Annotated in this window: 15 protein-coding genes; 8 read left to right on the forward strand and 7 right to left on the reverse strand. The window is 67.7% G+C overall.

All coding sequences use genetic code 11. The features are described from left to right. Positions 1 to 106: 106 nt before the first annotated feature. The 7 genes from APZ15_RS14805 to APZ15_RS14835 form a co-directional block, all read right to left on the reverse strand. Positions 107 to 898: an aspartate/glutamate racemase family protein gene (locus tag APZ15_RS14805; RefSeq protein WP_027787127.1), complete on the reverse strand. Its 792-nt coding sequence runs from the start codon at positions 896 to 898 to the stop codon at positions 107 to 109. 10 nt (positions 899 to 908) lie between these two features. Continuing rightward, entirely contained in the window at positions 909 to 2,393 is a 1,485-nt protein-coding gene (locus APZ15_RS14810; protein ID WP_027787126.1) for an NCS1 family nucleobase:cation symporter-1, read from the reverse strand. Positions 2,394 to 2,542: 149 nt separating this feature from the next. Continuing rightward, on the reverse strand, positions 2,543 to 3,247 hold the full coding sequence (locus APZ15_RS14815) for a GntR family transcriptional regulator (RefSeq protein ID WP_027787125.1): 705 nt from the start codon (positions 3,245 to 3,247) through the stop codon (positions 2,543 to 2,545). 307 nt (positions 3,248 to 3,554) lie between these two features. After that, a complete protein-coding gene (gene ldcA / locus APZ15_RS14820) occupies positions 3,555 to 4,493 on the reverse strand; it encodes a muramoyltetrapeptide carboxypeptidase (RefSeq protein ID WP_027787124.1) in 939 nt (312 codons plus the stop codon). Positions 4,494 to 4,594: 101 nt separating this feature from the next. Then, positions 4,595 to 5,191: a tRNA adenosine(34) deaminase TadA gene (tadA, locus tag APZ15_RS14825; protein ID WP_021160355.1), complete on the reverse strand. Its 597-nt coding sequence runs from the start codon at positions 5,189 to 5,191 to the stop codon at positions 4,595 to 4,597. Further along, the gene (locus tag APZ15_RS14830; protein ID WP_006478536.1) at positions 5,188 to 5,589 is read right to left on the reverse strand and encodes a DnaJ family domain-containing protein; all 402 of its coding nucleotides are present in this window, start codon (positions 5,587 to 5,589) and stop codon (positions 5,188 to 5,190) included. Before APZ15_RS14830 ends, tadA begins: the two co-directional genes overlap by 4 nt. Positions 5,590 to 5,869: 280 nt before the next feature. Beyond that, positions 5,870 to 7,099 (reverse strand): MFS transporter, encoded by a 1,230-nt coding sequence (locus tag APZ15_RS14835; protein WP_027787123.1) that lies wholly within the window; start codon positions 7,097 to 7,099, stop codon positions 5,870 to 5,872. A 323-nt stretch (positions 7,100 to 7,422) separates the two neighbouring features. On the opposite strand from APZ15_RS14835, the gene APZ15_RS14840 reads away from it, so the two are divergent. The 8 genes from APZ15_RS14840 to APZ15_RS14875 all read left to right on the forward strand — a co-directional run bounded on the left by APZ15_RS14840 (position 7,423) and on the right by APZ15_RS14875 (position 13,739). Continuing rightward, on the forward strand, positions 7,423 to 8,190 hold the full coding sequence (locus APZ15_RS14840; RefSeq protein ID WP_027787122.1) for a GntR family transcriptional regulator: 768 nt from the start codon (positions 7,423 to 7,425) through the stop codon (positions 8,188 to 8,190). Continuing rightward, positions 8,190 to 9,929: a fumarate reductase/succinate dehydrogenase flavoprotein subunit gene (locus tag APZ15_RS14845; RefSeq protein ID WP_027787121.1), complete on the forward strand. Its 1,740-nt coding sequence runs from the start codon at positions 8,190 to 8,192 to the stop codon at positions 9,927 to 9,929. The genes APZ15_RS14840 and APZ15_RS14845 overlap by 1 nt, the downstream gene beginning before the upstream one ends. Before the next feature lie 11 nt (positions 9,930 to 9,940). Continuing rightward, the gene (locus APZ15_RS14850; RefSeq protein WP_006764074.1) at positions 9,941 to 10,186 is read left to right on the forward strand and encodes a 4Fe-4S dicluster domain-containing protein; all 246 of its coding nucleotides are present in this window, start codon (positions 9,941 to 9,943) and stop codon (positions 10,184 to 10,186) included. A 159-nt stretch (positions 10,187 to 10,345) separates the two neighbouring features. After that, entirely contained in the window at positions 10,346 to 11,341 is a 996-nt protein-coding gene (locus APZ15_RS14855; RefSeq protein ID WP_027787120.1) for a HEAT repeat domain-containing protein, read from the forward strand. Next, complete coding sequence (locus APZ15_RS14860) at positions 11,338 to 11,652, forward strand: gamma-butyrobetaine hydroxylase-like domain-containing protein (RefSeq protein WP_027787119.1); 315 nt, start codon at positions 11,338 to 11,340, stop codon at positions 11,650 to 11,652. Before APZ15_RS14855 ends, APZ15_RS14860 begins: the two co-directional genes overlap by 4 nt. A gap of 97 nt (positions 11,653 to 11,749) precedes the next feature. Further along, positions 11,750 to 12,634: an NAD(P)-dependent oxidoreductase gene (locus APZ15_RS14865; RefSeq protein ID WP_027787118.1), complete on the forward strand. Its 885-nt coding sequence runs from the start codon at positions 11,750 to 11,752 to the stop codon at positions 12,632 to 12,634. A 46-nt stretch (positions 12,635 to 12,680) separates the two neighbouring features. Next, on the forward strand, positions 12,681 to 13,172 hold the full coding sequence (locus APZ15_RS14870) for an NUDIX hydrolase (RefSeq protein ID WP_027787117.1): 492 nt from the start codon (positions 12,681 to 12,683) through the stop codon (positions 13,170 to 13,172). Positions 13,173 to 13,274: 102 nt separating this feature from the next. Further along, the gene (locus APZ15_RS14875; protein WP_027787116.1) at positions 13,275 to 13,739 is read left to right on the forward strand and encodes an acetyltransferase; all 465 of its coding nucleotides are present in this window, start codon (positions 13,275 to 13,277) and stop codon (positions 13,737 to 13,739) included. Positions 13,740 to 13,835: the final 96 nt, after the last annotated feature.

Below are 13,835 nucleotides of genomic sequence, written 5' to 3' on the forward strand. Positions count from 1 at the left end.
ATCGACCGCGCGGGTGCCGGAGGCCGGCTGCGCAAGCCGATGCGATGACGGCCCAGTGTAGCGAAAACGCCCATACGCGCCCATACAGCGGCGCAGATAGTGCGTGTCAGACGGTGTGTATGTGCGGTTGCGGCAAATTCGGGGCCGGCTCCGCCTCGTCCCCGTCCGGCGGGCTGAAGCGGGCGAACGCGCCGTCGTAGCGCTTGGGCAGCGGCCGCGCGTAATCGCCGCGCTTCGCCGTCGCGAGGCGCAGCGCGACGAGCGCCTCGGCCCACTTGACCGCCGCCGTGACGCCCTCGACCACCGGCGCGCCGATCTGCTGCTCGATTTCGTGCGCGAACTCGGCCATCCCCGCGCAGCCGAGCACGATCGCGTCGGCACCGTCCTCGTCGAGCGCGCGCCGGCATTCGTCGACGATGATCCGCCGCGCGGCCGAGCCCGGCCGGTCGAGCTCGAGCACGGCGACGTCGGTCGCGCGCACGTTGCGGCAGAACCGCTTCATTCCGTAGCGCTCCGCGAGGTGCCACGCCATCCCGCAGGTGCGCGCGAGCGTCGTGACGACCGAGAAGCCCGGCGCGAGCACGCTCGCCGCATGCATCGCGGCCTCGGCAATGCCGATCACCGGCCCGCGCGCGAGTTCGCGCGCCGCGTACAGGCCCGGATCGCCGAAGCACGCGATCACGTATGCGTCGCAGCCGTCGCGCTCGCCTTGCGCGATCTCGGCAAGCAGCCCCGGTGTCGCGAGCGCCTCGTCGTAATACCCTTCGATCGACGGCGGCCCCATCGGCGGGCTCACCGCCACGATCTCCGTGCCGGCGGCCGCGACCTCGCGCGCGCAGCGGCCCATCGAGTCGGTCATCCGCTGCGTCGTATTCGGATTGATCAGCCGGATCTTCATCGCACGCTCCTCAGGCCTTCGTGTTCACGAGCAGCCGGTAGAACACGAAGCCGAGCCCCGCGCCGATGAACCACGAGAAGTTCGCGACGCCCTGCCAGCCCGGCACCATCACGCACACGATCGCGATCACCGCAGCCGGCAACAGCGCGACGAGCGCGCGGCGGTTCACGCCGCCCGTGTACCAGTACGTCCCGCTTTCCGACATCGTGTACAGGTCGTCGCGCACGAGCCGGCCGCGCTTGACGAGGTAGAAGTCCGCAATCAGCACGCCGTACAGCGGGCCGATGAACGCGCCGAGCACGTCGAGCGTGTAGTGGATCACGGCCGGGTTGTTGAACAGGTTCCACGGCGTGATGAAGATCGACGCGACGGCCGCGAGCATCCCGCCCGCGCGCCAGCTGATCAGGCGCGGCGCGACGTTCGAGAAGTCGAACGCGGGCGACACGAAGTTCGCGACGATGTTGATGCCGATCGTCGCGATCGTGAACGTCAGCGCGCCGAGGATCACCGCGGTCGGATGGTCGATGCGGCCGACCGTCTCGACCGGGTCGGTGATGAGTTCGCCGAACACGGGCAAGGTCGCTGCCGTCGTGATCACCGTGACGAGCGAGAACGCGAGGAAGTTGACCGGCAGCCCCCAGAAATTACCGCGCTTCACTTCGCCGAACGAGCGGCAGTAGCGCGAGAAATCGCCGAAGTTCAGCATCGGCCCGGAGAAGTACGACACGACCAGCGACACGGCCGTGATCATCACCGGAATCACTTCCGCGCCGTGATACTTGACGCCGCCGAGGTTGATGCCGATGTTGCGCCAGCCCGCGCGCCACACCATGTAGCCGGCGAGGATGAACATCACGACGTAGACGGCCGGCCCCGCGAAGTCGATGAACTTCTTGATCGTCTCCATCCCGTTCCAGAACACGAACGCCTGGAGCACCCACAGCAGCATGAAGCCGGCCCAGCCCACCGCCGACAGCCCGAGGAAGCCGTAGCGATGCACGTCCGCGTAAGGCAGCCATTGCGGGAAGAATTTCAGCACGACGATCACGAGCGCGCTCGACGCGAGATAGGTCTGGATGCCGTACCACGCGATCGCGATCAGCCCGCGAATCACGGCCGGCACGTTCGCGCCGAGCACGCCGAACGTCGCGCGGCACGCGACCGGATACGGCACGCCGATCTGCTGGCTCGGCCGTGCGATCAGGTTGCACAGCACGTTCACGAGGCTGATCCCGACGATCAGCGCGATCAGCACCTGCCAGCTCGTCAGCCCGAGCGCGAACAGGCTGCCCGCGAACACGTAGCCGCCCACGCTGTGCACATCCGACATCCAGAACGCGAAGATATTGTACGAACCCCATGTCTGGTTTTTCAGGGGTGCCAAATCTTCGTTATACAGACGTTCGCTGTAACCCTTCGGCAGCGTCGGGTCGCCGCCCTCGCCGCCTTCTTCGGCCGGATAAGCGCTATCGTGCGCCACACTGAACTGAGCCATGACTTCTCCTTGACGCGACCGGATGGCCGCTCCACCGTCATCGATATCGCTCCGGATCGACGCCCGGAGTCGGACCAGCGGCCCGCGGCAAACGCCGCGGGCCTGCATTTCGCTCGTTATGTGGCGCGCGGCCGGGTTCGCGTCGCCGCTCAGGCGCCGCCGAACACTTCGCGCAAATCGACCTGCCCTTGTGCGGGCCGGTCCAGCATCTTCAGTTCGACATGCTGCAGGTGGTGCGCCATCAGCGTCACCGCCCGCTTCGGATCGCCCGCCTCCAGCGCGGCGAGGATCTCTTCGTGGTCGTCGCACGAGCACGGGCTGCGCCCGTGCGATTCGTACAGCGCCGACATCAGCGTCGAGCGTGCGACGAGCCCTTCGAGGCACTCGCTGAGCGTCGCATTGCCCATCAGCGTGGCGAGCGCCGTGTGGAATTCGCCCGACAGCCGGATCCACGCCGCGAAGTCGTGCCGCTCGAACGCCTTGCGTTCCTTGTCGATCAGCGCGGCGACGCCCTTCAGCCGCTTCGCGCCGGGCCCGGTCGCGAGCCGCTCGACCACGGCGAGCTCGATGATCCGGCGCATCTCGAACACCTCGTGCACGTCCTGCAGCGTCGGGCTCGCGACGAACGCGCCGCGGTTCGGCTCGAGCTCGACGAGCTTGTCGGTCGCGAGCTGCGCAAGCGCCTGGCGGATCGTCCCGCGCTTCACGCCGAATACGTCGCAGAGCTGCGCCTCCGTCAGCTTCGAACCAGGCGCGAGCCGATGCTCGAGGATCGCCGTGCGGATCCGCTCGGCGATCGCTTCGGGGCTGGCTGCACCGGACAGGTGGGCTTCGGGCTCGTTCATGATCGGCATCGTGTGATGATCCTCATCCTAGGGCGGACATAAAGATTGTCAACAATTCTTTTCCAGCATTGCGCACAATCAGCGTGCATCGACGCGACCCCGTTCGGTGCATGATGCGTCGAATCCATGCACGACAAGGCCGAGACGTACGACAGAGGCCCTTCTCGTCGTATACCCTCCCGGCTTTTTTGTTGACAAAACTGGTGCAAAATTCGGCGACCGTGCTGCGGATGTCGACGAAAAAACTTGATCGTTAGTTGCGTGCTTACCTAAAGAAAAAGGCGGGAAACCCGCCTTTCGATCGATCTCACCCATCTCAGCCGAGGTGCGGATAGTCGGACAGCGTGAGCCGGAAACCGTGCGCATTCGCGACCAGCTGCGCGTGCGCGCCGAACGGCAGCGTCAGCAGGTCGGGCACGTGGCCGAACTGGAGCCCCGTGACGACCGGAATCCCGACCACCGCGCGCACCTGCTCGATCATCGCCTGCATGTCGTAGCCGTTGTCGTACTCGAACGGCCGCGCACCGGTGAACTGGCCGAGCACCAGCGCCTGCTGGCGTGCGAGCAGCCCCGACAGGTGCAGTTGATAGATCATCCGCTCGATCCGGAACGGCTGCTCGTTGACGTCCTCGATGAACAGGATGCCGCCTTCGATGTCGGGCATGTACGGCGTGCCGACGAGCGACGAGAGGATCGCGAGGTTGCCGCCCCACAGCGTGCCCGTCACGTTCACGCTCTGCACCTGCGGCGCGTCGGCGACGATCGTCGTGCTCGGCTGCGTCAGCGTCTGCCAGAAGTGCTGCATCGTGAAGTCGCTCGGCGTTTCCGCGCCGAAATCGGCGGACAGCATCGGGCCGCCGAACGTCTTGATGCGTGCCTTCGCGTACAGCGCGAGCTGGAGTGCCGTGAAGTCGCTGTGGCCGACGAGCGCGACCGGCTGGTCGCGCAGCCTGCGTTCGAGCCCGCGATAGTCGAGCCCGTGCAGGATGCGCGCGGCGCCGTAGCCGCCGCGCACCGCCAGCGCGATGTCCGGCAGCGGCCGCTCGGGATCGGCAAGACGGTTCAGGTCGCCTGCCCGCTCGCCGTCGGTGCCGCCGAACCGCTGGAAGCGCCGCTGCGTCGCCTCGATGTTCTCGATGCGGTGCTGTGCGGTGCTGAGGCGCTCGAGCGCGCGGTTGATCGCGTCGGGGTCGTGCGGATAGCCGGACGGCGCAAGCAGCCGGATGGTGTAGGACGCGGCGGGCTGGAAGGACATGGCGAAAGGTGTCGGGTCGTCAAACCTGCTTAGAGGGTCTGAACCGTCTCCGGTTCACGAAGCCGTACATGCCCCGGCTTGGGTCGGGGCGGCGGGCGCGCCTATGACGCGCCGGATTCGGCGTCGCGGGCCAGCCGCGCTTCGCGCAGCGCGCGACGGCGCTCGGCGAAGAACGACTTCAGCGCGGCGCCGCACTCGTCGGCGAGCACGCCGCCGGTCACTTCGGTATGGTGGTTCAGCTGCGGATTCGCGAACGCGTCGATCACGCTGCCGCAGGCGCCCGTCTTCGGATCGGCGGCGCCGTAGACGACCCGCGCGATACGCGCATGCATGATCGCGCCCGCGCACATCAGGCACGGTTCGAGCGTCACGTACAGCTCGCAGCCGGGCATCCGGTAATTCTGCAGATGCTGCGCGGCCATGCGCAGGGCGGCCATTTCCGCATGGGCCGACGGGTCGTGCCCGCCGATCGGATGGTTGAAGCCGCGCGCGATCACTTCATCGCCGCGCACGAGCACCGCACCGACCGGCACTTCGCCGGCCGCGCGCGCCTCTTCGGCGGCGGCCTGCGCGAGACGCATGAAATGCAGGTCGCGCGCCGATACGGGCGCAGCTTCGGGAACGGGGGAATCGGCGGCGGGTTCGGCCGCCGGGGTGTCTGCCGGGCGGGCTGCGTCGTGCAGCGCGTCGGACGTCACATCGGCCCCGCTTCGGCGGACGCTTCGTCGAGCCCGCGCTCGCACAGGCGCTCCGCGATGCGCCGGCAGTAATCGCGCGGCATCACCATCGGGCCGCCGCGCAGCGATTCGAGCGCCATGTCGAGCGCGAGGATCTTCGCCTGCAGCCGGCACCGCGCGGCGCGGTCGCTGACCGCCTGCACTTCGTCGTGCAGGTTGCGCAGCGCGCGCAATTGCTCGACGGCCGGCGGCACGAAGCCCGCATTCTTCAGGATACGGTTGGCCACCCGCACCTCCTCGGGCACGAGCAGGTCGTCATCCAGCGCCTGCGGCGCGCCGGTACCCGGCAAATCGTCGAACTCGCCCCGCGCGGCGGCGGCGGCAATACGTTGTTCGACCAGGGCGTCAAGCAATCTCATCAGTCAATCGGAACAATGCGGCAGGCCGAATTCTAGCAGGGTGACGCGGGTATGACAGGCCCTTCGAATATATGCTCGACATTGCGTTTTTAGGGGCCGAATCGCCGCGCATGCGTGCCGATCGGCATCATTTGCCGCGCTGCTGCGCCGCAGCGGGCTGCGGGCTGTCCAGACACCCGCGAACGGACGCAATGCCGGCCCTGTTTTTTTGTCAGTGGCAGCGCGGGGCCGAGCCGCGCCGATACGGTGAAATTCAGGCCGCCGTGTTTCCGCCGCCGGGTCACGCGGCCACCGTTTCCGGCCGCGCTTTCGCGAACGGGCGGAACATCATCGCCATCAGGAACGCGCCGACGCCGATCGCGAACGAACCGACGTACAACCAGCCATAGCTGCCGAACGTATCGACGATCAGACCGCCGGCCACGGGGCCCGCGGCCATCCCGAGGCTGCCGGCCATCGCGCAGCCGCCGATCACGGTGCCCATCATCCGCAGCGGGAAGTTCTCGCGCGCGAGCACCGAATACAGCGGCATCACGCCCGCATAGATGAAGCCGAACAAGGTCGCGACCGCGTAGAACCCGTCGAGCGTGCGCACGAAGTCGTACCCGAGCGCGCCGAGCGCCTGCGCAAACAGCCCGGCCACCAGCGTGCGCTTCGCGCCGATGCGGTCGCCCAGGATCCCGAACGCGATCCGGCCGCCCATGCCGGCGAGCCCTTCGACGCTGTAGATCGACACCGCGACGATCAACGGAATCCCGCAAGTCACCGCGTAGCTGACCGTATGGAAGATCGGGCCGGAATGCGTCGCGCAACAGAAGAAGTTGGTCAGCAGCAGCACGATGAACTGCGGCGAACGCAGCGCGTGCGCGACCGACATCGCCGCGGGGTCACCGGCCGGCGCAGGAGCCGCGGAGGCCGCCGGGGCCGCATGCGCGCCGTCGAGCGCGGGCGCCCGGCGCACCAGCAGCGACACCGGAATCATCACGACGGCCGCCAGCGCCGCAATCAGCAGCATCGACGTGCGCCAGTCGCGCACCGACACGAGCCACGCGGCCAGCGGGGCCATCGTCATCGGCGCCATCCCCATGCCGGCCGACACGAGCGACACCGCCAGGCTGCGGTGCGTGTCGAACCAGCCCGTCACGCATGCCATCATCGGCGCGAATATCGCGGCCGTCGCACCGCCGACGGCGAGGCCGAAAGTCAGCTGGAACGCGAGCAGCGACGGCGCGCGGCTCGCCAGCGCCAGGCTTGCCGACAGCAGGACGGCGCCCGTCATGACGACCGGGCGCGTGCCGACGCGGTCCGACAGGCTGCCCCACCCCATGCTCGCGAAGGCCATCGCGATGAAGCCGAGCGTCATCGCGCCGGAAATGCCGGTCATCGACCAGCCGGTGTCGCGCGCGATCGCGCGCAGGAAAACGGGCAGCGAAAACATCGCGCCGATGGCGATGCAGCCCATCAAGCCGCCCGCGGCGACGATGACCCAGCGGTATCGGGAATCCGGCATGGGATGTCTCCTTTTCGTTACGGCAATCCTCGGTACCCGGGCGCTACCCGCACGGTGCAATGCCCGGTCGACATGGATACGACGGACGACGCATCGGGAAATCGACACGCGCGGCACATGCGCCCGCGAATTTCCTGATTGTCCGCCGCTCCACTTCACCCGTCATGGGGGGATCGGATCGACACATCACGCCGGATCGTCCGTTCGGTCTGCCCCTGCCGCCGTGCTTTTCCGGAATCGGAAAGTCGAAATCAGAAATCGTTGGTTGGGACGCGCGATCGCGCTGACTACACTCGAACGATCTTGTCATAACAAGTTGATCGATGACCTCACCCAACGTCGTGCCGCTGTCCGCGGCCCCGCTCTACGTGCAGATCAAGGACACGCTGCGCGCACGCATCCTCGACGGCACCTATGCGCCGCACAGCCGGATGCCTTCGGAGCATGAACTCTGCGCGGCGTTCGGCGTCAGCCGGATCACGGTGCGCCAGGCGCTCGGCGATCTGCAGAAGGAAGGACTGCTGTTCAAGCTGCACGGCAAGGGCACCTTCGTGTCGAAGCCGAAGGCATTCCAGAACGTGACGTCGCTGCAGGGCTTCGCCGAGGCGATGTCGTCGATGGGCTACGAGATCGTCAACCAGGTGCGCAGTGTCCGAACCGTCAAGGCCGACCGCCATCTCGCAACGAAGCTGAACGTGCCGGAAGGCGCGCCGCTCGTCGAGATTCACCGCGTGCGGCTGCTGAACCGCGAGCCCGTGTCGCTCGAACAGACCTGGGTGCCCGAGGCGCTCGGCAAGCGCCTCGCGGGTGCCGATCTCGCGACCCGCGACATCTTCCTCGTGCTGGAAAACGACTGCGGCATTCCGCTCGGCCATGCCGACGTGTCGATCGACGCGATCCTCGCCGACGACGAGATCGTCGATGCGCTGCACGTCGAGGAAAGCAGCCCCGTGCTGCGCATCGAGCGCCTCACGCATGACGCGTCGGGTGCACCGATCGACTACGAATATCTGTACTTCCGCGGCGATGCCTTCCAGTACCGGCTGCGCATCGACCGGCAAAAACCGCGCAAACCTGCAAGGAAACAATGATGACTACCCATGTGCTCGAATACGACATCGTCGTGGTCGGCGGCGGCACGGCCGGCCCGATGGCGGCGATCAAGGCGAAGGAGCGCGACCCGTCCCTGCGCGTGCTGCTGCTCGAAAAAGCCAACGTGAAACGCAGCGGCGCGATCTCGATGGGGATGGACGGCCTGAACAACGCGGTGATTCCCGGGCATGCGACGCCCGAGCAATACACGCGCGAGATCACGATCGCCAACGACGGGATCGTCGACCAGGAAGCCGTGTACGCGTATGCGACACACAGCTTCGCGACGATCGAGCAGCTCGACCGCTGGGGCGTGAAGTTCGAGAAGGACGGCACCGGCGACTATGCGGTGAAGAAGGTCCATCACATGGGTTCGTACGTGCTGCCGATGCCGGAAGGACACGACATCAAGAAGGTGTTGTACCGGCAACTGAAGCGCGCGCGCATCGCGATCACGAACCGGATCGTCGCGACGCGCGTGCTGACCGACGCACAGGGCCGCGCGAGCGGCGTACTCGGCTTCGACTGCCGCACGGCCGAGTTCCACGTGATCCGCGCGAAGGCCGTGATTCTCTGCTGCGGCGCGGCCGGCCGCCTCGGCCTGCCGGCCTCGGGCTACCTGATGGGTACGTACGAGAACCCGACCAACGCGGGCGACGGCTACGCAATGGCCTATCACGCCGGTGCCGCGCTCGCGAATCTCGAGTGCTTCCAGATCAATCCGCTGATCAAGGACTACAACGGCCCCGCGTGCGCGTACGTGACGGGCCCGCTCGGCGGTTTCACCGCGAACGGCAAGGGCGAACGCTTCATCGAATGCGACTACTGGAGCGGCCAGATGATGTGGGAGTTCTACCAGGAACTGCAAAGCGGCAACGGCCCCGTGTTCCTCAAGCTCGATCATCTCGCGGAGGAAACGATCCAGACCATCGAGCAGATCCTGCATACGAACGAGCGGCCGAGCCGCGGCCGCTTCCATGCGGGGCGCGGCACCGACTACCGCAGCCAGATGGTCGAGATGCACATCTCCGAGATCGGTTTCTGCAGCGGCCACAGCGCGTCCGGCGTGTACGTGAACGCACGCGCGGAGACGACCGTGCCCGGCCTTTACGCGGCCGGCGACATGGCGGCCGTCCCGCACAACTACATGCTCGGCGCATTTACGTACGGCTGGTTTGCCGGGCAGAACGCGGCCGATTACGTGGCCGGCCGCGAGCATGCGCCGGTGAACGACGAACAGGTCGCCGCCGAACGCAAGCGCGTGCTTGCCCCGCTGCTGCGCGAGCGCGGCCTGGCACCGGCGCAGGTCGAATACAAGCTGCGCCGCATGGTGAACGACTATCTGCAACCGCCGAAAGTGACACGCAAAATGGAAATCGGGCTGCAGCGCTTCGATGCCATTACCGAGGATATCGAAGAGATAAAGGCAAGCCATCCGCACGAACTGATGCGCGCCGCCGAGGTGCGCGCGATCCGCGACTGCGCGGAAATGGCCGCGCGCGCGTCGCTGTTCCGCACCGAGAGCCGCTGGGGGCTGTACCACCATCGCGTCGACTTTCCGCATCGCAACGACGCCGAATGGTTCTGCCACACCTGGCTGCGCAAGGACGCCGACGGCGCGATGCGCAGCGAGAAGCGCCCGGTCGAACCGTACGTCGTGCCGCTCGCCGACGACGATCGCGGCGCCTACACGAATCTTCGCATCCGCGAACCGGCCGCGCTCGCGGCCGCCCTCTGAGGAGCCCTACCGTGCCCCATACCCCGCACGACATCTTCCTGCGCAGCAGCGCGCCCGTGACGATCGACGAGGAACGCTGCATTGCCGACAAGGGCTGCACCGTCTGCGTCGACGTGTGCCCGCTCGACCTGCTCGCGATCGACGTGACCAAGGGCAAGGCCTACATGCAGTTCGACGAATGCTGGTACTGCATGCCGTGCGAGCGCGACTGCCCGACCGGCGCGGTCAAGGTCGACATCCCTTACCTGCTGCGCTGAGCGCGCGCGCGGCCGGTCGTCGTCGCGCCGCCCGCGCGGGCCGTGCATCGACGACGTGACGGCCGGACCGGCGTTCGCCAGGTTCGCGCCATCATGCCGCGCCGCCCATGCATCGCGCTGCGCGAGCAGCGGCTTTTTCACCGAACCGATCCTTTGCCCATGACCGCTTTCTCTTCCACCGCCTCGCTGCCCGGCACGCACGATCCGGATCGTGCCGCACTCGCCCTCCGCCTCGCCGCGCCCGACGCATCCGTGCGCCGCATCGCACTGATCGAGCTTGCCGATCTCGAGGAATCCGATCTGGTGCCGTCATTCGTTGCGGCACTGTGCGACGATCCGTCGGCCGACGTACGCAGCGAGGCTGCGCGCGTGCTCGGCGCATGGGAACAGCCCGACGTCGTCGACGCACTGTGCGGCGCATTGCTCGATCCGGACGAAGGTGTACGCGCCTCCGCCGCGCAGAGCCTGTCCGAACTGAAGGACGCGGCATCGGGTGCCGTGCTGTGCCGATGGGCCGACCGGCCCGAGTCGTTCGTGCGCCGTGCCGTGCTGCGCGGATTGCGCGAGTTGCGCGACCCCGGCGCGTTCGCGCCCGCGCTGCGCGCACTCGATGCCGAACACGCCGCCGTGCGCGCCGAAGCCGTCGCGGTGCTCGGCTGGCTCAGGGATCCGCGTGCGCTGCCGTCGCTCGCGTGCATCGCGACCACCGATGCCGCAGCGGACGTGCGACGCGCCGCGGTCGGCGCGATCGGGTTCGCGGCACCCGACGATGCGGCCACCATCGACGCACTGCTCGCCGCGCTGCGCGACCGCGAATGGCAGGTGCGCGAGGAAGCGGCCACGACGCTCGGCAAGTTGCGGGTCGCGGCCGCGCGCGACCCGCTCGCCGCCGCGCTCGACGACGACTACTGGCAGGTGCGCTTGCGTGCCGCGCGTGCGCTCGGGCAACTGCGCGATGCTGCTGCGGCGCCGGCCGTCGTCGCACTGATGTCGCATGCGATCAGCAACCTGCGCAAGGAAGCCGCGCTTGCGCTCGGTGAATTGCGCGACCGCGCGACGTTGCCCGCGCTCACCCACGCGCTGGAGGATCACGATCCGGAAGTACGCAAAGCCGTGCGAATCGCGATCCGGCAAATCGACGACGCGCCGCGATGATCGCGCCGACCGAAATTGCACTCGATCACGCTACACGCACGTTGACGCTCCGCTGGCCGGACGGTCGCACGCAACACATCGGTTATGCGCGGCTGCGCGGCGATTGCCCGTGTGCGGAATGCCGAAGGATCCGGCTCGACGGCGGTCGTGTCGATGCGCGGCCCGACCTGACGCTGGCCGGCCTCGAAGCAGCCGGATACGGCATCCGCGCCCTCTTCGGCGACGGCCATGCCCGCGGCATCTATCCGTGGCCGTTTTTGGCCGACATGGCTGACATTGCTGACAGGGCGGACACGACGGCGCGGCCGTGACGTGGCTCCCGCGGGTGCGGGGACGACATGGCAGACGTGCGGAAACGCTGCGATACTGACGCCCACGATCGTCTCCACCCACCGTGGGAGTCACAACATGCAAACCGCAGTCGGATTCATCGGCCTCGGCGTGATGGGCACGCCGATGGCGCTCAATCTCGCGCGGGCCGGCACGCCGCTCGTCGTATGGAGCCGGTCGCACGGCAGCGACGATGCGTTGCGCGACGCCGGCGCACGCGTGGCCGAGCACGCCGACGACGTGTTCGCCGCCTGCTCCACCGTGATCCTGATGCTCGCGAACGACGCGGCAATCGACGCCGTTCTCGCGCGCGGCACGCCCGGTTTTGCTACCCGTGTCGGCGGGCACACCATCGTGAACATGGGCACGAACGCACCCGGTTATTCGCGCGCGCTGGCCGATGAAATCGCCGCCGCGTCGGGCCGTTACGTCGAAGCGCCGGTGTCGGGTTCGCGCAAGCCGGCCGAAGCCGGCCAACTCGTCGTGATGCTCGCCGGCGCGCCGGACGACGTCGACGCCGTCCGCGCGCTCGTGAAGCCGCTGTGCCGCGACAGCTTCGTGTGCGGCGACGTACCGTCGGCGCTGACGATGAAGCTCGCCGTGAACCTGTTCCTCATCACGATGGTCACCGGCCTGACCGAAGCCACGCATTTCGCGCAAAGCCACGGTATCGATCTCGCCCGCTTCGCCGACGTGCTGAACGCGGGACCGATGGCGAGCGACGTGTCGCGCGTGAAACTCGGCAAACTCGTCGCGGCGGATTTCTCGGTGCAGGCCGCGATCACCGACGTGCTGAAAAATGCGCGCCTCGTCGCGGAATCCGCGCGCGGCGCCAACATCGCGTCGCCGCTGCTCGACATCTGCCACGCGCTTTACGGCGAGACCGAGCGGGCCGGACATGGTGCGGACGACATGGTCGCCGTGATCCGCGCGATCGAGCAGCGAACGCACGACGCGCGGTGAATCGTCACCGGCCGCCCTCTCGACCACGCGCACGCATCGATCCGTCATGTCCGACTCGCCCCGCTCCCCGACCGGCGTCATCGCCTCCATACGCCCCGTTCCCGCCGTGATCGGCGTCGTCCTGCGGGAACGCGACGTGCTGCTGGTGCGCCGCGCCAATCCGCCCGATGCGGGCTGCTGGGGCTTTCCCGGCGGCAAGATCGAAGCAGGCGAATCGATTGCGAGCGCGATCGTGCGCGAGATCGTGGAAGAGACGACCGTCGACGTCGAGGCACTCGACGTCTTTACCGCGCTGGATGCCTTCGATTACGATGCCGGCGGCAACGTGCACCAACATTTCGTCATGGTCGCGGTGCTGTGCAACTGGTTGCGCGGCACACCTGCTGCCGGCGACGACGCGCTCGACGCGCGCTGGTTCGATCTCGCCGAGCTCGACCGCGACGATTTGCCGATGAGCGCGGGCGTTCGCGACGTCGCGCGACGAGCGATCGAACGTGCCGCGAGCCTCGGCGACGCACGGCGTCCGGCCATTCCCTGAACAACGCCGTCTGCCCGCATCCCTTGCGAGCGGCCCGATCGCGGCCATGACGGTGTCGGCGGGCCGCCGACCTTCAAACTACAAATCAAGACAGGTCAAACCATGATCAGAATTCGCAAGTCCACCGAGGCCGACGGCGCACGCGTGCTGGATATCTGGCGCAACGCGGTCGACGCGACGCATCACTTCCTGAGCGACGACGACCGTCGCGCGATCGAATCCGAAGTGGTCGGGTTCCTGCCCGGTGCGCCGCTCGATCTCGCCGTCGACGAGGCCGACCATGCGATCGGCTTCATGCTGCTCGACGGCAGTCACATGGAAGCCTTGTTCGTCGATCCCGCGCACCATGGGGCAGGCGTCGGACGCCTGCTCGTGGAAGACGCACTCACGCGTCATCCCGACCTGTCGACCGACGTCAACGAGCAGAACGAATCGGCAGCGCGATTCTATGAGCGGCTCGGCTTCGAGCGCTGCGGGCGCTCGGCGCTCGATGGACAAGGACGGCCCTATCCGCTGATTCACCTGCGCCATCGCGCGGCACCGTCCTCGTCGCCACGGCACGCATGACCCGTCTGGCCGGCGCGGGAGATCGCGCCGCCCTCTACGTCACACGCACGGCACATGCGAACGCGGCTGCGTACTACCGAGTCCGCGCCCCGCATG

Origin of the sequence: Burkholderia cepacia ATCC 25416, assembly GCF_001411495.1 — a bacterium.
Taxonomy (GTDB): domain Bacteria; phylum Pseudomonadota; class Gammaproteobacteria; order Burkholderiales; family Burkholderiaceae; genus Burkholderia; species Burkholderia cepacia.